Source organism: Delftia sp. WSY_12 (assembly GCF_043104645.1).
GTDB classification, from domain to species: Bacteria; Pseudomonadota; Gammaproteobacteria; order Burkholderiales; family Burkholderiaceae_C; genus Comamonas; species Comamonas tsuruhatensis.
Genome location: NZ_JBICKW010000020.1, coordinates 59988 through 86400 on the forward strand (window position 1 = coordinate 59988; position 26413 = coordinate 86400).

The following is a 26413-nucleotide window of genomic DNA, read 5'->3' on the forward strand; positions in this document are numbered from 1 at the left end:
TGACGGCAAACGGCAATTGCGGGCCCGGATTCAGCGCTGGTTCAAGGGGCTGAAAAAATAAAAAGCAGCCCGCAGGCTGCTTGTCGATTGCCGTGTCCGCGCGATCAGGCCGCAGGTCGGGCGGTGCGCACTGCGCTCTTGGGGCGGAAAGCCTTGCAGACGCTGTCGTCCGTTTCCAGATAGGGCCCGCCGATCAGGTCCACGCAATAGGGCACGGCCGCAAAGATGCCGTTGACCTTTTGCGTGCCATCGGGGTTCTTCAGACCTTCCAGGGTTTCGGCAATGGCCTTGGGCTGGCCCGGCAGGTTGATGATCAGGCTCTTGCCACGGATCACCGCCACCTGGCGCGACAGGATCGCCGTGGGCACAAAGGCCAGGCTGATCTGGCGCATCTGCTCGCCAAAGCCCGGCATTTCCTTGTCGGCCACGGCCAGCGTGGCTTCGGGCGTGACATCGCGCGGGGCGGGGCCGGTGCCGCCCGTGGTCAGCACCAGGCAGCAGCCGGCATCGACCAGTTCGATCAGCGTGGCGCTGATGCCGGCCTGCTCGTCGGGGATCAGGCGCGGCTCGAACGTGATGGGGTTCCTGAGCGCGCGGGTGAGCCAGTCCTGCAGGGCCGGCAGGCCCTTGTCCTCATAGACGCCGCTGCTGGCACGGTCGCTGATCGAAACGATGCCGATGCGCACGGCGTCATGGACGGGCTCACTCATCGTCGGCTTCCTCGCCAGCGCCGTCACCGTCCTCGGCTGTCTCGCGGCCCGTGCCGCCCAACTGCTGGCGCACCAGCTGGAACAGATCGCGGTAGGCGCGGCCCTTGCGCTGGGCCAGGCCGGTGGATTCCTGCACATTGGCCTCATGGGCGCCCGGCATGTCCTTGCGGGCCTGGCGGATCAGGGCGCGCAGCTGCTGGGTGTCGGTGTCGGGGAAATGGTCCAGCCAGATGGACAGGGCTGATTCCTCGGCAATCAGGCGGTCGCGCCATTGCTCGGCCGCATGCAGGGCCATCTTCTCGGCGGCCGATCCGTTGTGCTGCTCGTCCAGCGCGGCGCGCACGGCGGCGATCTCGGTCTCGTCCAGCTTGCGCATGAGCTTGCCGACGTACTGCATCTGGCGGCGCTTGCCTTCGAAATTGGTGATGCGCTTGGCCTCGGCCAGGGCATCGGCCAGTTGGTCTGGCAATTGCAGGCGCTTGAACAGGTCGGAGCGCAGCGTCAGCAAATCCTTGCCGAGGTCCTGCAAGGCGTCGGACTCGCGCTTGAGATCCGTCTTGCTGGAGTCGGGGGTGCCTTTGAGTTCGGCCTTGAGCTGCAGGTCGAGTTCGCTGCCTTCGGCAACGAAGTGACCTTTGACGTAGTAGCCTTTTTTGGGTTTGCGTGACATGGGGTAGGGGACAAATACAGTGGCGGCGCGGAGGGCGCTGCAGTGGCGGCTATCATAGCCGCCGCTATGAAAAAACCCCGTCCCCGCGCGGCAAGCACCGCCAAACCGCAGGCTGATTCCGGCTTCAGCTACAGCCAACCGTTTTTTGAAGACCTGGTGGACCGTGCCCTGGTCCACGCCAAGAAGCTCGGCGCCACCGACGCCGGAGCCGAGGCTTCCGAGGGCTGCGGCCTGAGCGTGAGTGTGCGCAAGGGGGCGCTGGAGACCGTGGAGCGCAACCGCGACAAGTCGCTGGGCGTGACCGTCTACCTGGGCAACCGCCGAGGCAACGCCAGCACCTCGGACTTCTCGGATGCCGCCATCCAGCAGACCGTGCAGGCCGCCTACGACATCGCACGCTTCACGGCCGAAGATCCCATGGCCGGCCTGCCCGATGCGGCCGACATCGCCCCGCCCGGCACCCACCGCGACCTGCAGCTGTTCCACCCCTGGGAGCTGACCAGCGAGGCTGCGGCGCAGCTGGCGCTGCAGTGCGAAGAAGCTGCCCTGGGCACGCACAAGCGCATCACCAACAGCGAAGGCGCTGGTGTCTCGGCCCAGCAAAGCCATTTCTTCAGCGCCCATACCAATGGTTTCCGTGGCGGCTACGCCAGCTCGCGCCACAGCCTGTCGGTGGCGCCCATCGCATCGCTGCCCGGCCGCAATGGCGAGATGCAGCGCGATGCCTGGTACAGCTCCATGCGCAACGCGGCCGACCTGGCCTCGCCCGAAGCCGTGGGCCGCTACGCCGCCCAGCGCGCCCTGAGCCGCCTGGGCAGCCGCAAGATCCCGACCACCGAGTGCCCGGTGCTGTTCGAGTCCACGCTGGCCGCCGGCCTGCTGGGCAGCTTCGTGCAGGCCGTCAGCGGGGGCGCGCTGTACCGCCGCAGCACCTTCCTGCTCGACTCGCTGGGCAAGCCCGTCTTCCCCAAGCACATCGACATCACGGAAGATCCCTTCATCCTTGGCGGCAAGGGCAGTTCGCCCTTCGACGAGGAAGGCGTGCGCGTGCAGGCCCGCAAGGTGGTGGATGCCGGCCGCGTCGAGGGCTACTTCCTGTCCAGCTACTCGGCACGCAAGCTGGGCATGAAGACCACCGGCAATGCCGGCGGATCGCACAACCTGGTCATGACCTCGCGCCGCACCAAGGCCGGCGACGACCTGCCCGCCATGCTCAAGAAGCTGGGCACGGGCCTGTTCGTGATCGAACTCATGGGCCAGGGCGTGAACTACGTGACCGGCGACTACTCGCGCGGCGTCAGCGGCTTCTGGGTGGAAAACGGCGAAATCGCCTTCCCCGTGCATGAGATCACCATCGCCGGCAACCTCAAGGACATGCTCAAGGGCATCGAGGCCGTGGGCGCGGATGCCTACAACTACGGCGCCAAGACCGTGGGCTCTATCCTGATCAACCGCATGAAGGTGGCTGGTAGCTGATTGGCTTGCGGCTGCGCATGCTGATGAAGAGCGGCCTGAAAGGCCGCTTTTTTGTGGGCACCCAGTCACCGCGCGCCCCGGCCGCAGTTGGCCGCACCAGCTCGCGTCCCGCGAACCCCAAGTGACCTTTGTCCTCCCCTGAGGTTCGCATTTCTGCAAGCCGTTGTTTTTGTTGAGGCATCACTGCGTCTGTCGTTGTCCTTGCCGTTTTTCCGTGACAGAGCGCACAGGTTCGCGATGGCGAAGCTTTTTATGCAGTGGTACGGCTGGGTTATAAGCATGCCGTCGCGCCCCGTGCGGGCGCGTGGATTGAAACTGCCATCACAGCCCCCACACGGCTTACAGCCAGCGTCGCGCCCCGTGCGGGCGCGTGGATTGAAACTATGCGCAGGCCTTCAAACAAGTATCTGCCTCCGGCGTCGCGCCCCGTGCGGGCGCGTGGATTGAAACCCGGCTCGGGCAAGAGTTATGAAGCCGTGGCTTATGTCGCGCCCCGTGCGGGCGCGTGGATTGAAACTGCCATGGCTTCGCGTGCTGCGTTATCCATGGTCGTCGCGCCCCGTGCGGGCGCGTGGATTGAAACCTGGTCGGCGGCGCCCTCACCCTAGGCGCCATCGGTCGCGCCCCGTGCGGGCGCGTGGATTGAAACTGGCCTCAGGAAGACACCAGCGTGTGGGGCCACAAGGTCGCGCCCCGTGCGGGCGCGTGGATTGAAACGTTCCCGGAGGTAGGCGCCGGAGGCACATAGCAGCGTCGCGCCCCGTGCGGGCGCGTGGATTGAAACACAGGCATCGGCGCGAGCTCCTTCCGTACGGGGGTCGCGCCCCGTGCGGGCGCGTGGATTGAAACGGGACCGACTGCGGGAGCGGTTGCTGCTCCGCAAGTCGCGCCCCGTGCGGGCGCGTGGATTGAAACCTGCGATTTTCGCGGCGCGCTCAATTGTGTCGGGTCGCGCCCCGTGCGGGCGCGTGGATTGAAACCGTGGCTACCTTCGATTCGAGATTTCTTGAGGGTGTCGCGCCCCGTGCGGGCGCGTGGATTGAAACATTGAGAACTGCGGCGAGATGCCGAACCGCCTTTCGTCGCGCCCCGTGCGGGCGCGTGGATTGAAACGCCAACGAAGCCGAGCTCATTCGCCGGCCGTAGCTGTCGCGCCCCGTGCGGGCGCGTGGATTGAAACAGAACGGGGTGGGTCGAGGCGGCGGCTCATTGGTGTCGCGCCCCGTGCGGGCGCGTGGATTGAAACGCATCACAGATAATTCGGATCATGTTGACCAGTCGTCGCGCCCCGTGCGGGCGCGTGGATTGAAACACGCTCATCAACGATGGGACGAGTCTCTACGGCGGAGTCGCGCCCCGTGCGGGCGCGTGGATTGAAACACCTTCAGCCACTCCTCAAACACATCGCCCAGCGTCGCGCCCCGTGCGGGCGCGTGGATTGAAACCTGGTTGCTCGCGCGGCTGTATGCTCAGTGCTGGGTCGCGCCCCGTGCGGGCGCGTGGATTGAAACGCGCCCTAAGAGACAAACGGCGGGGGCCTGCCCTCGTCGCGCCCCGTGCGGGCGCGTGGATTGAAACATTGGCCATCTCATTCAGCCAGCGTGGCCAGGCCGTCGCGCCCCGTGCGGGCGCGTGGATTGAAACAGTGAGCGCGCGCCCGGAGTTGCAACGCTGTCTTGGTCGCGCCCCGTGCGGGCGCGTGGATTGAAACGCGCCACCGGCTGGCGGACCCCATCCCCGTGGACGTCGCGCCCCGTGCGGGCGCGTGGATTGAAACGTCACACCTGCGCGGTGCAGAGCATCGAGCTGGAGTCGCGCCCCGTGCGGGCGCGTGGATTGAAACCCCAGATGATGACCTACGCGGGCCGCGCACAAAGGGTCGCGCCCCGTGCGGGCGCGTGGATTGAAACCGAGTCCGTCAGCATGGGTGGCGCACCTGACACAGGTCGCGCCCCGTGCGGGCGCGTGGATTGAAACTGGATGGCGGTATGGGACACCCCGCACGCGGCGGGTCGCGCCCCGTGCGGGCGCGTGGATTGAAACGCCTCTCGTCGCGCGACGTACCCGTCGATGTGCGTCGCGCCCCGTGCGGGCGCGTGGATTGAAACCACCTGGGTGCGTCGCTCGATCAAGGGCTGATGCGTCGCGCCCCGTGCGGGCGCGTGGATTGAAACGTGCGTCGATTGATCGGTAGTCCTGGCTGGCATGTCGCGCCCCGTGCGGGCGCGTGGATTGAAACATGCACTCCCCCTGCCTCAACCCCCATGGTCCCGGCGTCGCGCCCCGTGCGGGCGCGTGGATTGAAACTCCTGATAGATCTGTTGCACACCCGCCCGATGCGTCGCGCCCCGTGCGGGCGCGTGGATTGAAACTTCACGGAGCGCCACAGGGTCACGGCGCGCTTGGTGTCGCGCCCCGTGCGGGCGCGTGGATTGAAACGTGCCAAGCGCCCTGCGTGTCCAGCTCAGGGTTGTCGCGCCCCGTGCGGGCGCGTGGATTGAAACGGGTGGTCGTGTGGCGCGGCGCCTGGGCCTGGCGTCGCGCCCCGTGCGGGCGCGTGGATTGAAACACTTAGGTGTTGGGGGATGAGATGGGGCGGTACGTCGCGCCCCGTGCGGGCGCGTGGATTGAAACATGTGCAGGAGCTTGCCAAACAGCGGGTCTTTGACGTCGCGCCCCGTGCGGGCGCGTGGATTGAAACCTTGCTGCCGAAGTAGAAGGACCTGCCTCGGCCACGTCGCGCCCCGTGCGGGCGCGTGGATTGAAACACGACATCATGTCTATGGTGTGGGCTATATCCGTCGCGCCCCGTGCGGGCGCGTGGATTGAAACACATTCGTGTGGCTCGCGATGTGCGGTGGCGCTGTCGCGCCCCGTGCGGGCGCGTGGATTGAAACTGCAACAAGTGCTGCAGGGTTCCGGCCGCTGGGTGCTGAGTCGCGCCCCGTGCGGGCGCGTGGATTGAAACTCAACAATTGCTTGACAAGTCGATCATTTTCACGTCGCGCCCCGTGCGGGCGCGTGGATTGAAACCTCCATCTCCGCTGGACGTGTAGATCGAGTAGAGGTCGCGCCCCGTGCGGGCGCGTGGATTGAAACTCCTCGGTCTGCGCCGTCTCGGTCTTGGCCCGCGGTCGCGCCCCGTGCGGGCGCGTGGATTGAAACTCCATCGCGACAGCGGAAAATGCTCAGGCAAATGGTCGCGCCCCGTGCGGGCGCGTGGATTGAAACAGTACGAGCGGGTAGCACAGGGTGGCTCAACTCGTCGCGCCCCGTGCGGGCGCGTGGATTGAAACTCCGCCATCCCCTCTCGTCTGTCTCCGGCCGCAGTCGCGCCCCGTGCGGGCGCGTGGATTGAAACGATCACCGCGCCGTTGTCGTAGGGCTCCATGCCCCAGTCGCGCCCCGTGCGGGCGCGTGGATTGAAACGCCACCTGCGCCGTGGTTGGCGTTGGTGTGCAGCAGTCGCGCCCCGTGCGGGCGCGTGGATTGAAACTATCCCGAGGGACTCATGGGCAGATGTGCTGGGCCGTCGCGCCCCGTGCGGTCGCGTGGATTGAAGCATGGCCATCAAGCGCGAAATGAGGGGTTCTGGCAATCGCTGGCAGCCCGATGCCTGCATGCCGGCAAGGCGCTGTCCTACTGGATGTGCAGGGTTTGGGAAGGCGACACGACTGATTCAAATTGTCAAATTTGTTCCCGGATGTGTTTCTTCCGTGCCAGCAGTCTGGCCGGTTTGCGTAGGTGGTTCGAGGGAGAGCGACGTGGGTTTTCTGAGGCGTATGAAGTTGGGAACCATGCTGGGCATGGGTTTCCTTGCGGTGATCGTGGTCTGCGTGTGCGTGGCCGGCTTCGGCTGGATGAAGCTGCACGATCAGGGGGAGCAGTTGCGTGTTTTGGCCGAGGACCGCATGGGCAATCTGGCCCGGCTGCAATCGCTCAAGGACAACGCCAATGTGTCTGCGCGGGTGGTGCGCAATCTGGCGCTGATCACCGATCCGGCGCAGATGGCCGAGGAGAGCCGCCGGCTGGATGAGGTGGTCGCCAGGAACGGCCTGGTCATGAAGGAGCTGGACCAGCGCCTGCAGACCGAGCAGGCGCGCCGGCTCTTTGCCGACATACGGCAGGCGCGCCAGCCTTTCGTGGAGACCATGCGCCAGGCCGGGGACCTGGGCCTGGCCAACCAGGGCGATGCGGCCAGGGACCTGATCATGGGACGCCTGCGCGCCTTGCAGACGACCTATTTCGATGCGGTCGAGGCACTGGTCGATTACCAGAAGGCACAGACGCAGGCCACGGTGGACGGCTCCCTGCGCCGCGTGGCCGAAGACGGCGTGGCCATGCTGGTGCTGACGCTGCTGGCCGCCGCGCTGGGCTCTCTGGTGGCCTGGATGATCACCAGGACGGTCAAGCAGCAGCTGGGCGGAGAGCCCTCCTATGCCGCCGGGGTGGCGCGCCAGATCGCGCAGGGCGATTTGTCCGTGCGGGTGCAACTGGCGCCCGGAGACACCTCCAGCCTGCTGCACGCCATGGAGGACATGCGTGCCGGCCTGGCGCGCGTGGTCGCCGATGTGCGGCAAAGCAGCGAATCCATCGCGACCGGCGCCAGCCAGATTGCCTCGGGCAATGCGGACCTGAGCCAGCGCACGGAAGAGCAGGCAAGCAATCTGGAGCAGACCGCCGCCTCCATGGAGGAGATGAACGCCACCGTCAAGCTCAATGCCGATACGGTGCGCACCGCCACCCAGCTGGCAGCATCGTCGAGCCAGGCCGCCACCGGCGGCGGCAAGATCGTGGACCGCGTTGTGGCCACCATGGAGCAGATCACCGCGAGTTCCCGGAAGATCGAGGACATCATCGGCGTGATCGACTCCATTGCCTTCCAGACCAACATCCTGGCGCTCAATGCTGCCGTGGAGGCGGCGCGGGCGGGCGAGCAGGGGCGCGGCTTTGCCGTGGTGGCATCCGAAGTGCGCAGCCTGGCCCAGCGCAGCGCGGGGGCAGCCAAGGAGATCAAGGCCCTGATAGGCGAGAGCGTATCCAAGGTGGACGAGGGCTCGGGCCTGGTGAGCGAGACGGGCTCCGCGATGAAGGACATCGTCCAGCAGGCGCAGCGCGTTGCCGACCTGATCGGCGAAATAGGCGCGGCCACGGCCGAGCAGGCCGATGGTGTGGCGCAGGTGGGCGATGCCGTCGTACAGCTTGACCAGGTCACGCAGCAGAATGCGGCCCTGGTCGAGGAATCGGCGGCGGCTGCCGCGAGCCTGAATGCGCAGGCTGCCAGGCTGGTCGATCTGGTCAGCCTGTTCAAGCTGGACGGGGTGTCCTCGTCCGTGTCCCTGCCCGCGTCCTCACCGGCCCAGGCGCCAGCGCCGGCCGCCGCAGGCAGCAAGGGCGTCCAGCGGACGATGGCGTCCGCAGCCGCACCCAGGGTTGCTGCAGCGCCTGCCAAGGTCACCTCGCTGCGCAAGGCGGGCGAGCGTGTGGACGAGAACTGGGAAGTGTTCTGACCGCGAGCGGGGCAATGCCGCGCTGTGCGCGCGGAACCGGGGGACTTGCCGGCCTCATGCCGTCGGATGGGGTGGGGTCTGCACAGATGCCTGCCCCGGTGCCTGCCCCGGTGCATGGGCCGGCATGTTGCGCACATGCAGGTCCAGCTGCGGGAAGGCCACGGCAATGCCAGCGTCCTTGAGCCGGTCGTTGACGCGGCGGTTGAGGTCGTGGCGCACGGGCAGGCGGTCTTCGACCTTGCCCACGTAGGCGCGCAGCTCGAAGCGCTGGCCGTTGCCTTCCAGCGCCATGAACCAGCAGTTGGGCTCGGGCTCGCGCAGCACCTGGGGGTGCTCCCTGGCAATGTCCAGCAGCATGTTGCGCACCTGCTCGGGGTCGTTGCCGTGGGCCACGGGCACGTCGATCACCAGGCGGGTCACGTCGTCGCTCAAGGTCCAGTTCGTCACCTGGCCGGTGATGAAGGTCTTGTTGGGGATGACGATTTCCTTGTTGTCGAAGTCCAGCACCGTGGTGGCCCGCGTGCGGATGCGCGTGACGGTGCCGGTGAGGGTGTCGATGGTGATGACATCGCCCACGCGGAAGGGCCGCTCCACCAGAAGGATCAGGCCCGAGACGAAGTTGGCGAAGATCTCCTGCAGGCCGAAGCCCAGGCCCACGGTGAGCGCCGCCACCATCCACTGCAGCTGGCCCCAGCGCAGGCCCAGCAGTGTGAAGGCGCTGACCGTGCCCGCGATGGTGATGGCGTAGCGCGCCAGCGTGGCCAGGGTGTAGCGCGCGGAGCTGCTGATGCGGTTGGAGGCCGACAGCGTCACTTCCAGCAGGCCCGGCAGGTTGCGTGCAAAGCTGAAGGTGAGCAGCAGGATCATCACGCCCAGCAGCGCATCCATCAGGCTCACGGGGGCGGCATGCGCGATGCCGTCGGCGCCGGTGTTGGTGGTGTACCAGAGCACCACGCCTTCGGAGCGCAGCAGCGCAGGCAGCACGGGCAGCCAGGCGTAGACCAGGGTCAGCACGACCAGCACCTGCTGCAGCAGGCCCAGCAGCCGGTGCGCCTGGGCGCCCACGGTGACCAGGGCCATCTGGGTGGCTTCGTCGGTGGGGGCCTTGCCGGTGTCCACGCCCGAGCCGCTCTGGGCCAGCCTGGCGGCTTCGCGCAGCCGGTTCAGTGCCAGGCGCCGCTCGCCCAGCAGCAGCCAGCGCCGCAGCAGGTTGACCACGACCTCGACCGCGCCCAGGAACACGAAGCTGGCCATCAGGGCCTGGATGACTTCGGTGGCCGTGTAGACATAGCCGAGCACGATGCCCACGGCCAGCGCGCTGAGCATGAGCATCAGCACCACGCTGACGATCTGGCCCCAGTGGATGCCGGGCCGCTTTTGCTGCATGACACGGCGAAAGTACAGCCAGGCCATCCAGGCCAGGCCCAGCGACAGCATGAGGATGGAGATGCGCCCCCAGGTGCTGATGGCGTGGTTGTCATGGCTGTAGAAGGCCAGGCCGCCCAGCAGTTCGGCAGGCACGATCAGCCAGGCGGCGCGGCGCACCATCTGGCGCAGCATCTGCACGCGAGCAGCCGGCCAGCCGAAGTGGGCCAGTGCCAGCCCGCCTGGGCAGAACAGGGCGTTGAGCAAGGTGGCCACGAAGATGAAATCGCTGAGCTGGACCAGGGTGGCGCCCAGCGGCTCCAGCGCCGTGCCCACGGTTTCGGGGCCTTGCAGCAGGCTGCCCAGCGCCGCGGCCGCAAAGCTCCAGGGCAGGGTGTAGAGCAGGCTCCAGCCCAGCGCCAGCAGGCTCAGCCCGAAGTGGTCGCGCATGAAGTCGCCCACGCGCACGGCGATGGACTGCAGCTGGCGCAGCGCGTAGCGGCGCAGGCCCAGCAGCAGGGCCACGATCAGGCCGACGGCGCCAAAGGCCCAGGGATCGTTCCAGATGCTGGCGGCCAGGGCGCGTGCGGTTTTCCAGGGCGAGCTGCTGCCTTCGATGTCCTGCTCCAGCGCCTGCCACTCGCTGAGCCAGGTACGGTCCATGGGGCGGTGGCTGGGGAACCACAGCAGCTCCTTGTCCAGCACCTGGCGCAACTCATTGCCGCTGCGCAGGGCCGCGCGCAGCGCGTCGTCGGTCTGCTCCAGCACGGCGATGCGGCGCAGCAACACCGGCTGCAGTTGGTCGGTGAGTGCCACCTGCCGGGCCAGCAAAGCGGTCTGCTGGGCCGATACCGTGGCGTTGGCGGCCGGCTCCGGTGCCGCCACGCCGCCTGCATCCGCAGCGTCGGCCGGGGCCTGTGCCGCCGTGTCCGCGCCGGGGTTCTGGCGCCATTTGCTGGAGTTGAACAGCATCAGCCGCAGCTCGGCCAGCTGGCGCTGCACGGCCCGGTGCCTGGCCTGCAGGGTGCTGCCGGAGGACAGCTCCACGCGCTGCTGCCACAGCCACTGGCCCACGGCCGCGCTGCCACCGCCCAGCCGCAGGCGTGCCTGGGTGTCGCGCAGCGTGGCGCTCAACTGGTCACGCACATATTCGTCATTGGCCAGGGTCTTGCGCTCCTGCGCCAGTTCATTGGAGTTCTTGAGGATCTGCGCGGCCAGCGCCGCATTGCGCTGGGCCAGGTCGCGTATGGCGGGATCGGCGGCGGAAGCGTGCTGGGCGGCCAGCTCCATCTCCTGCACCTGTTGCTCCAGTTGCTGGCGGCTGCGCTCGGCAATGCGCTGGGTCAGCCAGGCGGCGCGCGGCATGCGCTCCAGCAGCTCGCGGCGCTGGGCCTGCAGCTGGGCGGCCAGCAGGCGCTGGCGGGCTTCGATGGTGGACTGCTCTTCCTGGCGCAGCGCCAGCTCCAGCAGGGCGCGGCGGTGCTCTGCGCTGCGCCGTGCCTGGCGTGCCTGGGTGAGGTCGGGGGCTTCGCCGGGCTCGGCGGTCACGGGCTCGGCGTTTTCCTGCGCGCGTTGTTGGAGGATGGACAGATCGATGCGCCCCGGGCCGGGCTGCGAGACCAGGTTGGCCTGGTCGGCCGCGGATTTCTCGATGCCGGCCTTGAGGGCGGCAATGGCATCGCGCTCATCGGCCAGCAGGCGTTCCAGCACTTCCTGGCTGGCGTTGGCGGGAACGCGTTCCTTCCAGCGATCGAACAGGCTGCCCAGCTGCTCGTCGCTCAGCGGCGCGGGCAGGGCCGGCACGGGCGTGCGTGCCCTGGCGCGCATGCGGTCCAGTTCCTGGGCCAGCGCATCGGCTTCCTTTGTGGCCGAGGCGGCGGCATCGAGCTGGGTCTGAATGGCGTTGCTTCGTTCCTTGTCGGACGCGGAGCCACCGCCCAGGGTGCCCTGCAAGGCACCCAAAGGGCCTGCTGCCGGTGCGGCCTTGGCCAGGCCCGGTGCCAGCAGGGCGAGCAGCAGGCCGAGCACCAGGCACATGGCCCACAGCAGGTGCATCGGCGTGACGGCAGCCAGTTTGCGCGATGGGCGACCGGCGGCAAGTAGGGGGTTGTCGGCAGGAGACATCGGTTCTGAATTCGGGCCTGTGCCGCTGTGTGAGTGCGGACTATCATTTGTCAAAAGTGGGAGCGTGAGGCGCTGTATTCACGGGCCTTGCTGCAGGCTCGGCTGGCTCAAGCCCCTGTCCCGGCGCCGCAAAAAGCGGGGTAGTCCAGGAACCTGACATTGTGACCTCGCGCGCAATGCAGACATGTGGGACGTATGAGCTATTCAAAGCGGATGCAAGGTGCTACAACAGTTCCACACGGTAGCGAATGCCTTGCAACTTCGCGGCACTGTTCGCCCTCGGGTGCCGCCGGGAGAGGTCGTATGGATGTCATCAGCAACTCGGCTGCACGTTACGTTCGCCTTCGCGAAGAAGAGATGTCGCTGGACGAATTTCTCGCCCTGTGCCAGCGCGATCCCATGGCCTACGAGGGCGCCGCCCGGCGCATGCTGGCGGCCATAGGCGAACCCGAAATGGTGGACACGCGCAATGATCCGCGCCTGTCGCGGCTGTTTGCCAACAAGGTCATCCGGCGCTATCCGGCCTTCGCCGAGTTCTACGGCATGGAAGACTCCATCGAGCAAGTGGTGAGCTTCTTCCGCCATGCGGCCCAGGGTCTGGAAGAGCGCAAGCAGATCCTCTATCTGCTGGGCCCCGTGGGCGGTGGCAAGAGCTCCATCGCCGAGCGCCTCAAATACCTGATGCAGAAGGTGCCGTTCTATGCGCTCAAGGGCTCGCCCGTGAACGAGTCGCCGCTGGGCCTGTTCGATCCGGTGGAGGACGGGCCGCTGCTGGAGGAGCAGTTCGGCATTCCCCGGCGCTGCCTCAACCATGTGCTGTCGCCCTGGGCCGTCAAGCGCCTGGAGGAGCTGGGCGGCGACATCCGCCAGTTCCGCGTGGTCAAGCGCTATCCCAGCATCTCCAGGCAGGTGGGCATTGCCAAGACCGAGCCGGGCGACGAGAACAACCAGGACATCTCCAGCCTGGTGGGCAAGGTGGACATCCGCAAGCTGGAGAACTTTGCCCAGGACGATACCGATGCCTACAGCTACTCGGGCGGCCTGTGCCTGGCCAACCAGGGCCTGCTGGAGTTCGTGGAAATGTTCAAGGCGCCCATCAAGGTGCTGCACCCGCTGTTGACGGCCACGCAGGAGAGCAACTACAAGGGAACGGAGGGCTTTGGCGCCATTCCCTTCGACGGCATGGTGCTGGCCCACAGCAACGAGAGCGAGTGGAAGGCCTTCCGCAACAACCGCAACAACGAGGCCTTCCTGGACCGGGTCTACATCGTCAAGGTGCCTTACTGCCTGCGCGTGTCGGAGGAGGTGCGCATCTACGAGAAGCTGATCCGCGAGTCCTCGCTGGCCAGCGCCGTGTGCGCGCCCGGCACACTCAAGATGATGGCCCAGTTCGCCGTGCTCACGCGGCTGAAGGAGCCCGAGAACTCCAGCATCTTCAGCAAGATGCAGGTCTATGACGGCGAGAGCCTCAAGGACACGGACCCGCGCGCCAAGAGCTTCCAGGAGTACCGCGACTATGCGGGCGTGGACGAGGGCATGTCGGGCATCTCCACGCGCTTCGCGTTCAAGATCCTGTCCAAGGTCTTCAACTACGACAGCACCGAGGTGGCGGCCAACCCGGTGCACCTCATGTATGTGCTGGAGCAGCAGATCGAGCGCGAGCAGTTCCCTGCCGAGCTGGAGACCAAGTACACCAGCTACATCAAGGAATACCTGTCGCCGCACTATGCCGAGTTCATCGGCAAGGAAATCCAGACCGCCTATCTGGAGAGCTACAGCGAGTACGGCCAGAACATCTTCGACCGCTACGTCACCTACGCCGACTACTGGATACAGGACAGCGAGTACCGCGACAACGATACCGGCGAGGCCTTCGACCGCAACGCGCTCAACGCCGAGATGGAGAAGGTCGAGAAGCCCGCGGGCATTGCCAATGCCAAGGACTTCCGCAACGAGATCGTCAACTTCGTGCTGCGCGCGCGGGCCAACAACCAGGGCAAGAACCCCAGCTGGACCAGCTACGAGAAGCTGCGCGTGGTGATCGAGAAGAAGATGTTCTCCAATACCGAGGAGCTGCTGCCCGTGATCAGCTTCAACGCCAAGGCCAGTGCCGAGGATGCCCGCAAGCACGAGGACTTTGTCACCCGCATGGAGGCCAAGGGCTATACGTCCAAGCAGGTGCGCCTGCTGTGCGAGTGGTATCTGCGCGTTCGCAAGAGCAACTGACGGGTGGGTGCGCCGCCCTTCGGCGCGCCCGGGCTGGGGGGAACAGATGGCATTGCAAATCATCGATCGCAGGCTGGCCGGCAAGAACAAGTCGGTGGGCAACCGCGAGCGCTTCGTGCGCCGCTACAAGGCGCAGATCGCCGAGGCGGTGCGCCGCGCGGTGGACAAGCGCGGCATCCGCCACATGGAGGAGTCCGAGAGCGTCTCCATCCCGCGCAAGGACATCCGCGAGCCCGTGTTCCACCATGGGCAGGGCGGCGTCCATGACACGGTGCACCCGGGCAACACCGAGCATGTGCGCGGCGACCGCATTGCCCGGCCGCAGGGCGGCGCAGGCGGCGGCGGCTCCCAGGCCAGCGACAGCGGCGAGGGCGAGGACGACTTCACCTTCACCCTGACCAAGGAAGAGTTCATGGAACTGTTCTTTGAAGACCTGGCCCTGCCGCGGCTGCTGCGCACCCACATCGGCAACACCATGCAATACAAGACGCGCCGCGCCGGCTACAGCCACGACGGCACGCCGCACAACCTGGCCCTGCTGCGCACCATGCGCGGCGCCCTGGGCCGGCGCATTGCGCTGACCAAGGCGCCGCACCGCGAACTCAAGGCACTGGAGGAGCAGCTGCAAGCGCTGCTGGCGCAGGACGATGGCACCAGCGAGGCGGCGGCCGAGCTGCAGCAGCGCATCGATGCGCTGAAGCTGCGCATGGGCACGGTGGCCTTTCTCGACCCCATCGACCTGCGGTTTCGCAACCGCACGCGCGTGCCTGCGCCCATCAGCCAGGCCGTGATGTTCTGCGTGATGGATGTGTCCGGCTCCATGGACCAGGACCGCAAGGACCTGGCCAAGCGCTTCTTCATCCTGCTGTACCTGTTCCTGACGCGGCACTACGAGAAGATCGACATCGTCTTCATCCGCCACCACACGCAGGCGGCCGAGGTCAGCGAGGACGAGTTCTTCCACTCCCAGGAAAGCGGCGGCACGGTGGTCAGCAGTGCGCTGGTGCTGCTGGACCAGATCATCCGCGCGCGCTACCCGTCCGGGGACTGGAACATCTACGTGGCCCAGGCCAGCGATGGCGACAACTTCGGCGACGACGGCTCCAACTGCCGCAACCTGCTGGTCGACAAGATCCTGCCGCTGGTGCGCTACTTCGCCTATGTGCAGGTGGTGCAGGAAGAGCAGAGCCTGTGGCAGGAGTACAGCCAGGTGCTGCCGCTGTTCTCGCATTTCGCCATGCGCAAGGTGTCGGACGCCAGCGAGATCTACCCCGTGTTCCGCGACCTGTTCAAGAAAGAGGGGGTATCGGTATGAACCTCTCTCACTATCCCGTGCTGGCGCCCCGCCATGCCACGCCGCAGTGGAAATCCCATCTGGCCAGCGAACGGGCCCAGCGCATCGTGCCCTCCGCGCCGCTGCCGGCGGGGGAGCGGCCGGCCGAGCCTCTGCCCGATCCCAGCGACTGGACCTTCGAGCTCATCGAACGCTATCACGCAGCGATTGCGGCCGCCGCCGAACGCTACGGCCTGGACACCTATCCCAACCAGCTGGAAGTGATCTCGGCCGAGCAGATGATGGACGCCTACGCCAGCGTGGGCATGCCCGTGGGCTACCGCCACTGGAGCTATGGCAAGGAATACATGGCGACGGAGCGGCGCTACCGGCGCGGCCACATGGGCCTGGCCTACGAGATCGTCATCAACTCCAATCCCTGCATCAGCTATCTGATGGAGGAGAACACCACGGCCATGCAGGCCCTGGTGATCGCCCATGCGGCGTACGGCCACAACAGCTTCTTCAAGAACAACTACCTGTTCGGCATGTGGACGGATGCCGGCAGCATCATCGACTACCTGGTCTATGCGCGCGACTTCATCACCCAGTGCGAGGAGCGCCACGGCCTGACGACGGTGGAGCAATGGCTGGACTCCTGCCACGCCCTGTCCAACCTGGGCGTGGACCGCTACCGCCGCCCCTCCAAGAAAAGCCTGGCGCGCGAGCGGGCCGAGCGCGAGCAGCGCGAGGCCTATGCCCAGCAGCAGGTCAACGAGCTGTGGCGCACCCTTCCGGCCCGCCCGGGCAAGGACAGCGCGGCGCAGCACAGCGAGCGCTTTCCCAAGGAGCCCGAGGAAAACCTGCTGTACTTCATCGAGAAGAACGCCCCGCTGCTGGAGCCCTGGCAGCGCGAGATCGTGCGCATCGTGCGCAAGATCGCCCAGTACTTCTACCCGCAGCGCCAGACCCAGGTGATGAACGAGGGCTGGGCGACGTTCTGGCACTACACCCTGCTCAACACCCTGTACGACGAAGGCTGGCTGACCGACGGCGTGATGATCGAATGGCTGTCCTCCCACACCAACGTCATCTACCAGCCGCCCGCCGGTCACCGCGCCTACAGCGGCATCAATCCCTATGCGCTGGGCTTTGCCATGTACCGCGACATCCGCCGCATCTGCCAGGACCCCACCGAGGAAGACCGCCGCTGGTTCCCCGACCTGGCCGGCACGCCCTGGCTGCCGGCGCTGCACCATGCCATGCAGAACTTCAAGGACGAGAGCTTTGTCGGCCAGTACCTGAGCCCACAGCTGATGCGCGACATGCGCCTGTTCGCCATTCATGACGACGCCAGCGAACGCGAGCTGCTGGTCAGCGCCATCCATGACGACGACGGCTACCGCACCCTGCGCCAGACGCTGTCGCAGCAATACGACCTGGGCGCGCGCGAGCCCAATATCCAGGTCTGGAACGTCAATCTGCGCGGCGACCGCTGCCTCACCCTGCGCCACACCCGCTACCAGGGCCGGCCGCTGTCCGACGATGCGCTGGAAGTGCTCAAGCACGCAGCGCGCCTGTGGGGTTTTGGCGTGCAGCTGGAAAGCGTCAACGGCGATGGCGACGCGCCCGTGCTGCTGCACTCGGTGCCCGCTCCACCGGCCTGATCCTCCTGCCTGAGCCAGCCAGGCCCTAGCGCAGCGTTCCCACGTACTTGCGGTTTTCCGCACGCTGGCGCATCAGCTCGCCGGCGCGCTGCATGAGCGGCGAGCGCTCGGCGGGCCCGGCCAGCGCGGCATTCCAGGCCGCTTCGAAGCGATGGGTCCATTCCACCAGTTCGGGCGTGCTGCGCGCCCCTTCCTGCTCCCGGGCGAAGCGGATGATTTCGGCGGCGTACTCGGCATTGGCCGCCAGCCATTCGGTGTCGGTCACGCGGCCGCAGCTTCTGCGCAGCAGCACATGCAGGTGCGCGGCAATGGCCAGGAGTTCGCTTTCGGGCATGTAGTGGGCACTCCTTCGGTTTGACGATCATCGGGCGCCGGGCCGCTTTGCGGCCCGGCCGTTCATCCACTCAGGCGCTCGCGATGCAGCGCCAGGTCCAGGCCCTGCAGCTCGCTTTCCTCATCCACGCGCAGGCCGATCAGCATGTCCAGCAACCACAGCAGCACGGCCGTGGCCACCAGCGTGAACAAGGCCACGGCCAGCACGCTCACGGCCTGGGTGAGCACGCTGCCCTGCACGCCGCCGATCTGCGGGCTGGCAAACACGCCGGTCAGCAGCGATCCCACGATGCCGCCCACGCCATGCACGCCAAACACATCCAGCGAATCGTCCGCGCCCAGCAGCCGCTTGAGCCCCGTTGCGCCCCAATAGCAGGCGACACCGGCCATCGAGCCGATGCACAGCGCCGACAGCGGCGTCACGAAACCGGCTGCCGGCGTGATCGCCACCAGGCCGCCGACCAGCCCCGAGCACAGCCCCAGCAGCGTGGCCTTGCCGCGCACCACATACTCGGCCAGCGACCAGGCCAGGGCGCCCGCGCTGGCGGCAATGTGGGTGACGGCCAGCGCCAGCGCCGCCCGGCTGTCCCCGGCCAGCGATGAGCCGGCGTTGAAGCCGAACCAGCCCATCCACAGCAGCGCCGCGCCCATCATGGTCAGGGCCAGGTTGTAGGGCTCGAAGGGCTCGTGCCCGTAGCCGCGGCGCGGCCGCAGGAACCAGGCGCAGACCAGCCCGGCCACGCCCGCGTTCACATGCACCACGGTGCCCCCGGCAAAGTCCAGCGCGCCCATGCGCGCCAGCCAGCCGCCCGGCTCCCACACCCAGTGCGCCACCGGCGCATACACCAGCAGGCTCCACAAGCCCACGAAGATCAGCATGGCACCGAAGCGCATGCGCTCCACCCAGGCGCCCACCAGCAAGGCGGCGGTGATCACGGCAAAGGCCAGCTGGAACATCGCATAGGCTGCTTCGGGCACATGCGGCGCCAGGTGGCTCACGGCCACCAGGCCCTTGGCGGCGTTGAAATCCAGCCCCGCGAACCAGGCGCGCGAATCACCGCCTATCCACGCATTGCCGGGCGTGAAGGCCAGCGAATAGCCCAGTGCGAACCACAGAATGCTCACCAGGCAGGCAATCGCCACCACGCTGGCCATGGTGTTGAGCACGTTCTTGCGGCGCACCATGCCCGCATAGAACAGCGCAATGCCGGGCAGCGTCATCAGCAGCACCAGCACCGTGGCCGTCATCAGCCAGACCGTGTCCACGGCGCTGAGGGATTCCACCGCCACCAGCGACGGCCGCGTGATCGCCTGCTCGGCCGCCTGCGCCGTCTGCGCCGCACCCAGGACCGCGACCCATCCTCCCGCCACCAATGTTCTCAATGCCCGTGCGCACCTGTGCATGCAATGACTCCCTTGTTTGTTGTGGTCATGGGGCCGTCTGCCGTTGCCGCCATGGCTGCATTGGCCGGCCTGCAGCGGCCTTGCACAAGTCGTGCCAGCGCAGACGGGGCCCTTGGGGGCCGTGCGATGCAGCCGGAACACCAAAACGGGAAAACCGCGAGTCAAAACAGGGCAGCCGGGCGGGCGGTGCACCATCGGCGTGCGGTGGTGCAGCTCTTAAACTGCCGGCATGAATCGAAGAAATCTGATGTGCGCCGCGCTGCTCGCCTGTCTGTCACAGGCGGCGCTGGCGGCTGCCGAACTGCAGGACAGGCCCGAGTGGGCCCGCTTTTTTGCCGATGCCAAGGTCGATGGCAGCATCGTCGTGGTCGATGCCAGAGGCCCGGCCGAAGCCGTCTACGTCCACAACCGTGAACGCGCGGTGAGGCGCTACTCGCCCGCTTCCACCTTCAAGATCCCGCACAGCCTGTTCGCGCTGGACGCCGGGCTGGTGCGGGATGAATTCCAGCGCATTGCCTGGGATGGCGTGAAGCGCCAGTTGCCGGCCTGGAATGCCGATCAGGACCTGCGCTCGGCCATGCGCAACTCCACCGTCTGGGTGTACGAACGCTTTGCCGGGGAGCTTGGCAGTGCGCGTGAGGCTGCCTACATGCGCAAGATCGACTACGGCAATGCGCTGGCCACGGGCGAGGCGCCTTTCTGGGTGGAGGGCGACCTGGCCATCTCGGCGCTGGAGCAGGTGGCCTTCCTGCAGCAGCTGTACCGCAATCGGCTGCCATTGCCGGTGGAGCACCAGCGGCTGGTGAAGGACGTGATGGTCAACGAGGCCGGCGCCGACTGGATACTGCGCGCCAAAACCGGCTGGACGGGCCGTATCGGCTGGTGGGTGGGCTGGGTGGAATGGCCGGCCGGCCCCGTGTTCTTCGCCATGAACATGGACACGCCCCACAGGCTGGCCGACCTGCCCAAGCGCCAGGACATCACGCGCGACATCCTGCGCTCCATCAACGCGTTGCCCAAGGCGCCGTAGCGCGCGGGACAAGGCCCATGCGTCAGCCCATCAGCCCATCAGGCCTGGAGGCCGCTTGTCGGCCTTGCGCTCCACGGGGTTGGCGGTGAGCCAGTTGGAGGGGTACTGGCGCATGAACTCGCGCGCCTTTTCCACGCGCGCGTTGAGCCAGGCGTCGTAGGCGCCTTCGTTGAGAATCGCTGGCATGCGCTTTTCCGCGCCGGGCTGCTGGTAGCGGTGCAGCAGCGCATGGCTGTTGGCGTTGACCGTGAGCAGGGCGTAGCTCAGCAGCACCTCGCCATCCGGGCCCGTCCACTGCGCCCACACGCCGGCCACGCCCATGGGCTTGCCGTCGATGCGCGAGATGCGCGTGGGCAGGGCCTTGCCGTTGCGGTAGTCATCCTCGAAAAAGGCGGCCATGGGCACGATGCAGCGCTGGCCATTGAGCCAGGCATCGCGGAAGGCCTGGGCCGTGGAGACGGTCTCCGAACGCGCATTCACCAGCTTGAGCGCGCGCAGCCGTCCATCGGAGGCCGACTTCACCCAGTGCGGCACCAGGCCCCATTGGGCGGCAACCAGCTCGCGTGCGGGCGGTGCCGCAGGCGCGGGCGGTGTGTCGGAAGCGGAGGGTTCTTGCTGTTCGGTGGCGGCATCCGCGGCCACGGCGACGCTGCGGATGAAAAAGCCGGACTTGCGCGGTGTCATGTTGCGCTCGCTGGCGGCAGGCGCCTCCACGCCGAAGGCGTCGCGGTAGGCGTCGGCTTGCGACAGTGATTCGTAGTGGGTACTCATGCGCGGATGGTACCTGCGTGCCAGCGCAAAGTCGGGCGTCAGACGGTAATGGTCCCGGTCAGATAACGCGCGCAATGGCCCGCCACCTCGACGCTGGCATCGGTCACCTCGCAAAACAGCGTGCCCGTGCGGCGAGAGGCCTGGTGGCCGATCAGACGGTTCTTGCCCAGCCTGCCCGCCCAGTAGGGTGCAAGCGCCGCATGGATGGAGCCCGTGACGGGATCTTCCTCGCCGCCATTGGCGGGCCAGAAGTAGCGGCTGACGAAGTCATGGGAGGCGCCCGCATCCGCAGGCGCCGTCACCACCACGTCCAGCGGGCCCAGCGATTTGAGGCGCTCCAGGTCCGGCTTGACGGCTCGCACCTGGTCTTCGGTTGCGTAGACGGCCACGTAGGCCTGCTGGTTCACGAGATAGGCCGTGGGTGCGGGCGTCAGGCCTTCGCGCAGTGCGGCGGGCACCTCATCCAGCGGCTTGGCATCGCGGCGCGGGAAGGTCATGACGATGCGTCCGCCATCCTCCTGCGCGGCCGTGACCTTGCCCACGGCGGCGGCCCAGAACGTGATGCTGCGCAGCGCCGGGTCGGCCTCGAAGAGCACGAAGGCGCTCGCCAGCGTGGCATGGCCGCAGAACGCGATCTCCGTGAGCGGGGAGAACCAGCGGATCTCGAAGGCGGCGCGCTCGGCACTCCAGACCAGGAACGAGGTCTCCGAAAGATTGTTTTCGGCGGCAATGGCCTGCAGCGTGGAATCGGCAAGCCATGCATCCAGGGGAATGACGGCGGCCTGATTGCCCTTGAATCGTTCCGATGTGAATGCGTCTATGACGTGGATGGGGAGTTGCATTTGCAAAAGGCCTTTGGGTCGGATTCGTGTGCAGCCCGTCATTGTTGTCTCTGTCTCCAATGGCTGCGCGCGGATTCTACGGTCCGGCAGGATGGAGTTGAGGCATGCATGCCCGGCATGCCGTCCCACGCGGCTGCGGGGCGCCGCGTGGGATGCCTCGCCCCATCCCTTGCTTGAAATGCCCGCTCCCGGCTGCAAGGCTCACTCAATGCCCAGAACCGTTTTCATGGCAGCCCAGGCCACGCCGTTCAGCCGGGTGGAATAGCTGAGTGCCTGGTCTTCGCTGGCAATGGCCGCAGGCAGGCGATAGCCGAATACGCTGCCGTCGAATTCCGTATAGCCCCGCGTCACGCCTTGCATGAAGGTCTTGCCAGGGAAGTCGGCAAAGCTCAGCAGGCGCACGCCCTGGGAGGTGGAGAGGGTGTACGCGCTTTGCGAATGCGCGGTGCAGGCGCCCAGATCGCTGTAGGCCGGAGGGGTGGACTCACAGCTGTAGAACTGGGCGTTGGCCGCATCGATGAAGGCCACGCGCAACACATGGTTGGCATCGACCGGCCCCGCCGCCCCGACTGTCGAGGCGCGCACGGTGGCTGGAGTCGACAGGTTCACCGCGCTGGCCGGGCGGCCGGCAATCATGGCTTCCAGCGTGGCGAAGCCGAAGCGGTCCGTGGCCGTGTTGTTGATGAAGGCCGGCGACCGGTTCAACTGCACCGACAGTGCAGTGCGCATCTGTGCGCCCTGCGGGAAGACGGCCGAGCCCAGCGTGGCAGGGTCCATTTCGATGGAGCGGTCATGGCGGATGCCCTCGGCCTGCAGCGTTGTATCTCCGGCACGCAATTGCGTGATGACTTCGGCCATGGGCTTGCCGCTGACGTCCTGCGAAGCGGTGGTAAAGCCCAGGTAGGCGGTGGACTGGTTGCACAGCAGTGTGCGCGAGGGAACCCCCTGTGTCGTCAGGCGCGCAACGGAACTGTCGCAGCGCGTCCATCCGGTGCTGGTGAGCGTGACGGACGGGAACAGCGCTTCCTGCGTACTGGGTGCACCGTTGGTTTTTCCGCTGCGTGTCTCGAACTGGTGGGCAAAGCCGTCTGCCTGGACGACGCCGTCGGACCTGCGTTCACGCACGGAGTAGTTCTGCGCGTTGCCATAGTTCAGGAACGCCAGTTGGTTCGATGCCACGGCCGCTGCGCCAGGTGCCGTCACCTGGATAGGCACGCCCAACTCAAGCGCGTAGGCGGTGACCTTGGCGGCTGTGCGCGCGGTATCCGCAAGCACGGCGGCACTGGAGGCCGCGTCGCTCTGGTAGTCGTAGATCCTGGCGGCGTCGATGCCGAGCTGGCGGGCCACTGCAGCCTCGGCCACTTCCCTGGCCGTGCCGGCCGCGATGGCCTTTTGCACCAGGCTGGTCAGTGGATTGATCTGCGCGGATTTGCCAGCCGGTGCAGACAGCACGAACGCCTTGGCTGTGGCGGTGCTGGTGGGGTCCGCAGCGTCCACGGATTCGGGTGTGATGCGAGCCAGCACGGGAGCCTGGTTGAAGGCAGCGGTGGCTGCCGCATCGCCGGGTTGATAGGTCAGGCTGAACTTGCCGTCACTGCCGGTGGCCGCTGCGCTGGGCTCGCCCGTGTCGCAGGCTGCATTGGCGTTCAGATCCACGCAGACTGCAGCGTTGCGCACGGCCTGGTCGATGGCGACGGTGCCTGACAGCGTGATGGCCGGCTGTGTCACGGTGCCGCCGCCGGTGCCCCCGCCGCTGTCGGTGCCGCCGCTGCCTCCTCCACAGGCATAGAGGCTTGCAACAAGGCCGCACAGCAGCAAAGGGCGCACGGCGGGAAAGGAAGTGGATGCACTGGGGTGGATTTGCATGGTGTCGGTACAGGAATGTGGGTGGCAAGCCAACTCTATGTGTGACACGCAACAAACAAAATGATGCAATTGCACTATCCTGAAGCGCTGCCGGGGTGGGGCAAGAGGGCACGGCTCGCGCAACACCCGCCCGTGCAGTCGATCTCAACGTATCGAAGAGAGGCAGGCAAGCCGCCATGGACGCTGCATACAACCACCTGCTGCTGAACCTCTACCGGCTATCGCACGAGCAGCCTGTCGAACATTTCCAGGACCAGGCGCTGGACCTGCTCAAACCCGTGCTGCCCTTCGACTCGGCCATGTGGGGCTCGGCCACCATGACGGCGGCCGGCATCGATATCCACACCATCCACCTTCACCGGCAGCCGCCCGAAATGCTGCAGGCCTATGAAGAGGTCAAGCACCTGGACACGGCGGCGCAGGCCGTCACCATGCATCCCAGCGAGACGCTGGCCTTCGAAGCGAGGACCTGGTTCAGTGGCCGGCATCAGGGGGCGCTGCGCGACTACGGCAGGCGCTTCGAGCAGTCGCACTTCTTCATCGGCGGGATGCTGAACCCGAGCACTCTTTACACGCGCTGGCTCACGCTGTTTCGCGCCCGCACGGATGCGCATTGCACCGAGGGCGAGCGCCAACTGCTGGCCGCGCTGCTGCCCCATGTGCAGCAGGCGCTGGAACTCAACCGCCTCACGCATCTGGGGCAGCTTCGGCAGGGCCTGGCCCGTGATCGGTTGGGCTCGGCACTGGCAGACCCGCGCGGCATCATCCACCACATGGACGTCGTCTTCGAGCACGCCTTGCGCGCCGAATGGCCGGGCTGGCAAGGTCCTCGCCTGCCTGCGGCCGTGCAGACTGCGGCACAGGGCGGCGCCCATCGTCTGGTGGCCCACACCCTGGTCATCACGCTGTTCACGCAGCACGGTCTGCTGTGGTTGCGAGCGCGCCCCCGGTGCGCAGCCGACGGGCTGTCCCCCCGCGAAGCCACGGTTGCCCGGCTTGTGGTCCGGGGCCTGACCCACAAGCAGATTGCAGTCCAACTCCAGCGTGCTCCTGCCACGGTGCGCAATCAGATCCGCTCCATCTACGAAAAGCTGGGCATTGCCAACGTGGCATCGCTTGCCGAGGCACTCCGGCTGATGGATTGAGGCCAAGGTCCAGGAAAACCCTGGTGTGGTTTGCAAGTGCTTGTGAAAAATAGAATGAAGATTCGTTCTACGATCATTTCCCATGCAAGACGAGGCCTGGACCTTCTTCCCGCACGCGGGATCGCGCCATGTGCAGACGCTGCGCGTGGCGCTCAGGCTGTTCGTGGAGCGGGGCTTCTTCAATACCTCGATACAGGACCTGTGCGCCGAGGCCGGCGTGTCCATCGGTTTCTTCTACAACCACTTTGCCGACAAGGAAGGCATTGCGCGCGAGCTGTACCGGCATTTGCTGGCGCGCATGAATGTGCTGCTCGACGATATCGAGGAGCGGCACGCGGGCAGCGCCCAGCGCTGCCGCGAGGTGCTGCGCATGCTGTTCGGGCTGGCCGAGGCCGAGCCCGAGGCCATGGGCTTCGTGGTCAATGCGCGCCACCGCGAGTTTCTGCCCGACGAGCAGGCCATCTGCTCGGCCTCGGCCTTCGTGCGCATGCGCGGCTTCGTGTTCGCCGGCATGACCGATGGCGAGATCCGCCAGATGGAGCCCATGGTGGCGGCCAGCCTGATGTACGGCAGCGCGATCCGCATGATCTGCCTGCGGCTGGACGGCATCATCGACACGCCCATAGAGCCCCTGTTCGACGCGCTCTGGGACGGGGTGTGGCGATCGCTCAAGCCTGACTGAGCGGCGCATTTTCCGGCGCGGGCGCCGTGCGGCGCCAGCGGTTGTTCCACTGAGGCGAAAGCACAAGGAGTAGCAGGGATGGCGCATCACATCTTGATCATCGGAGGGGGCATTGGCGGCACCATGACCGCCAACCACCTGGTCAGCAAGCTGTATCCGGAGGTGGTCACGGGCAAGGTGCGCATCACCATGCTGTCGAATTCGCCCTGGCACTACTACAAGCCTGCCTTCATGTACGTGGCCTTCAATGCCTTCTTCCGCGACGAGTTGCGGCGCAGGCAGCGCGGCCTGCTGCGGCCCGAGATCGACTTCCAGGTGGAAGAGGTGGAGCGTTTCGACTTTGCGCTGCAGGCCGTGCACTGCAAGAGCGGCAAGCGCTTCGGCTACGACCATCTGGTGATCTCCACGGGCTGCGTGCCCTCGCCCGAGCGCATCGAAGGCCTGGCCGAGGCCGGCGACCACTTCTACCAGCACGCGCCCGCGCGGCAGCTGGCCGACAAGCTGTCGCGCATAGAAAAGGGCCGCATCTTCGTCACCGTCACCTTTCCCAAGACGCCCAATGTGCCGCACCAGTGCGGCATCGCGCCCATAGAGACCACGCTGATGCTGGACGACCTGCTGCGCCGGCGCGGCGTGCGCGACAAGGTGGAGATCGTCTACACCTATCCCACGGTCTCGCAGCTGCTGCGCAACTGCCTGTTCCTGCAGAAGGACACCTGCGAGATCCTGCCCACGGTGTTCGAGCAGCGCGGCATTCGCCACCAGCGCGGATTCACGCTGGCGCGCGTGGACCCCGAGGCCAAGGTGGCCCACTCGGAGGAGGGCCAGGCCGAGGACTTCGACATCCTCATGGCCACGCCGCCGATACGCGCCGTGCAGGCCGTGCGCGACTGCGGCCTGTCGCAGGCGCAGGACGGCGAAGGCTGGCTGCCCACCGACCACGAGACCATGCAGGTGCTGGGCCAGAGCCATGTCTATGTGCTGGGCGATACGGTGGACCTGCCGGTGAGCAAGGCCGGCGGCGCCTGCCACAACCAGTCGCCTGTGGTGGTGAACAACATCGCCTCGCAGATCCGCTTCGGCCGCACCAGCGATGCCTACGACGGGCGCGTGGTGGCCATCGCCCAGATGGGCCTGGACGGCGGCATGCCGCTTTGGTACGACTACCAGGTCGACGTCAAGCCCACGCCGCCGACCAAGGTCGGCTCCATGATGCGCAAGGGCTTCAACCGCGGCATGTACTGGGCCGTGGCCCGCGCCCTGGTCTGAGGCCAGGGCCTTTGCATTGTCATTCCAAGCACGAAGACAAGGAGCACCGA

General features: G+C 66.7%; 17 protein-coding genes and 1 CRISPR repeat array. Of the genes, 9 read left to right on the forward strand and 8 right to left on the reverse strand.

Annotated elements, in window-relative coordinates:
* Window positions 1–104: 104 nt before the first annotated feature.
* Window positions 105–710 (reverse strand): molybdopterin adenylyltransferase, encoded by a 606-nt coding sequence (gene mog / locus ACF8LI_RS11865; RefSeq protein WP_016449653.1) that lies wholly within the window; start codon window positions 708–710, stop codon window positions 105–107.
* Entirely contained in the window at window positions 703–1380 is a 678-nt protein-coding gene (yjgA, locus tag ACF8LI_RS11870) for a ribosome biogenesis factor YjgA (RefSeq protein WP_016449652.1), read from the reverse strand. The genes mog and yjgA overlap by 8 nt, the downstream gene beginning before the upstream one ends.
* Window positions 1381–1446: 66 nt before the next feature.
* Here yjgA and pmbA point away from each other — a divergent pair, with 66 nt between their 5' ends.
* Window positions 1447–2856, forward strand: a complete 1410-nt coding sequence (gene pmbA / locus ACF8LI_RS11875) for a metalloprotease PmbA (protein ID WP_016453829.1) — start codon at window positions 1447–1449, stop codon at window positions 2854–2856.
* A 284-nt stretch (window positions 2857–3140) separates the two neighbouring features.
* A CRISPR array of direct repeats spans window positions 3141–6419; the repeat unit is 32 nt; unit sequence GTCGCGCCCCGTGCGGGCGCGTGGATTGAAAC.
* 219 nt (window positions 6420–6638) lie between these two features.
* Window positions 6639–8366, forward strand: coding sequence for a methyl-accepting chemotaxis protein (locus ACF8LI_RS11880; RefSeq protein ID WP_392414296.1), 1728 nt, complete (start codon window positions 6639–6641; stop codon window positions 8364–8366).
* Between the two features lie 54 nt (window positions 8367–8420).
* Here ACF8LI_RS11880 and ACF8LI_RS11885 read toward each other — a convergent pair whose 3' ends face one another.
* Window positions 8421–11786 carry a mechanosensitive ion channel domain-containing protein gene (locus ACF8LI_RS11885; protein ID WP_392414298.1) on the reverse strand — a complete coding sequence of 1122 codons (3366 nt, stop codon included), beginning with the start codon at window positions 11784–11786 and terminating at the stop codon, window positions 8421–8423.
* A 372-nt stretch (window positions 11787–12158) separates the two neighbouring features.
* On the opposite strand from ACF8LI_RS11885, the gene ACF8LI_RS11890 reads away from it, so the two are divergent.
* The 3 genes from ACF8LI_RS11890 to ACF8LI_RS11900 are packed head-to-tail and all read left to right on the forward strand — an operon-like array spanning window position 12159 to window position 17021.
* Complete coding sequence (locus ACF8LI_RS11890; RefSeq protein WP_392414299.1) at window positions 12159–14081, forward strand: PrkA family serine protein kinase; 1923 nt, start codon at window positions 12159–12161, stop codon at window positions 14079–14081.
* 46 nt (window positions 14082–14127) lie between these two features.
* Complete coding sequence (locus ACF8LI_RS11895) at window positions 14128–15396, forward strand: YeaH/YhbH family protein (protein ID WP_016449755.1); 1269 nt, start codon at window positions 14128–14130, stop codon at window positions 15394–15396.
* Window positions 15393–17021, forward strand: a complete 1629-nt coding sequence (locus ACF8LI_RS11900) for a SpoVR family protein (RefSeq protein ID WP_016449754.1) — start codon at window positions 15393–15395, stop codon at window positions 17019–17021. The genes ACF8LI_RS11895 and ACF8LI_RS11900 overlap by 4 nt, the downstream gene beginning before the upstream one ends.
* A 25-nt stretch (window positions 17022–17046) precedes the next feature.
* Here ACF8LI_RS11900 and ACF8LI_RS11905 read toward each other — a convergent pair whose 3' ends face one another.
* Together ACF8LI_RS11905 and ACF8LI_RS11910 are read right to left on the reverse strand one after the other, a co-directional pair.
* Window positions 17047–17355, reverse strand: a complete 309-nt coding sequence (locus ACF8LI_RS11905; protein ID WP_016449753.1) for a hypothetical protein — start codon at window positions 17353–17355, stop codon at window positions 17047–17049.
* A 62-nt stretch (window positions 17356–17417) separates the two neighbouring features.
* Window positions 17418–18758: an ammonium transporter gene (locus ACF8LI_RS11910; RefSeq protein ID WP_374005751.1), complete on the reverse strand. Its 1341-nt coding sequence runs from the start codon at window positions 18756–18758 to the stop codon at window positions 17418–17420.
* 229 nt (window positions 18759–18987) lie between these two features.
* On the opposite strand from ACF8LI_RS11910, the gene blaOXA reads away from it, so the two are divergent.
* Window positions 18988–19788 (forward strand): class D beta-lactamase, encoded by an 801-nt coding sequence (gene blaOXA, locus ACF8LI_RS11915; RefSeq protein WP_392414300.1) that lies wholly within the window; start codon window positions 18988–18990, stop codon window positions 19786–19788.
* 30 nt (window positions 19789–19818) lie between these two features.
* Here the strand turns inward: blaOXA and ACF8LI_RS11920 are convergent, their stop codons facing one another.
* From ACF8LI_RS11920 to ACF8LI_RS11930, 3 genes are all read right to left on the reverse strand, one after another.
* On the reverse strand, window positions 19819–20559 hold the full coding sequence (locus ACF8LI_RS11920; protein ID WP_034399783.1) for an SOS response-associated peptidase: 741 nt from the start codon (window positions 20557–20559) through the stop codon (window positions 19819–19821).
* A 38-nt stretch (window positions 20560–20597) separates the two neighbouring features.
* Entirely contained in the window at window positions 20598–21401 is an 804-nt protein-coding gene (locus ACF8LI_RS11925) for a PhzF family phenazine biosynthesis protein (protein ID WP_047325793.1), read from the reverse strand.
* A 201-nt stretch (window positions 21402–21602) separates the two neighbouring features.
* Complete coding sequence (locus ACF8LI_RS11930) at window positions 21603–23267, reverse strand: hypothetical protein (protein ID WP_392414301.1); 1665 nt, start codon at window positions 23265–23267, stop codon at window positions 21603–21605.
* Between the two features lie 176 nt (window positions 23268–23443).
* Here ACF8LI_RS11930 and ACF8LI_RS11935 point away from each other — a divergent pair, with 176 nt between their 5' ends.
* The 3 genes from ACF8LI_RS11935 to ACF8LI_RS11945 all read left to right on the forward strand — a co-directional run bounded on the left by ACF8LI_RS11935 (window position 23444) and on the right by ACF8LI_RS11945 (window position 26363).
* Window positions 23444–24412, forward strand: coding sequence for a LuxR C-terminal-related transcriptional regulator (locus ACF8LI_RS11935; protein WP_016449747.1), 969 nt, complete (start codon window positions 23444–23446; stop codon window positions 24410–24412).
* 82 nt (window positions 24413–24494) lie between these two features.
* A complete protein-coding gene (locus ACF8LI_RS11940) occupies window positions 24495–25094 on the forward strand; it encodes a TetR/AcrR family transcriptional regulator (RefSeq protein ID WP_012204257.1) in 600 nt (199 codons plus the stop codon).
* Between the two features lie 78 nt (window positions 25095–25172).
* On the forward strand, window positions 25173–26363 hold the full coding sequence (locus ACF8LI_RS11945) for an FAD/NAD(P)-binding oxidoreductase (RefSeq protein WP_392414302.1): 1191 nt from the start codon (window positions 25173–25175) through the stop codon (window positions 26361–26363).
* Window positions 26364–26413 lie beyond the last annotated feature (50 nt).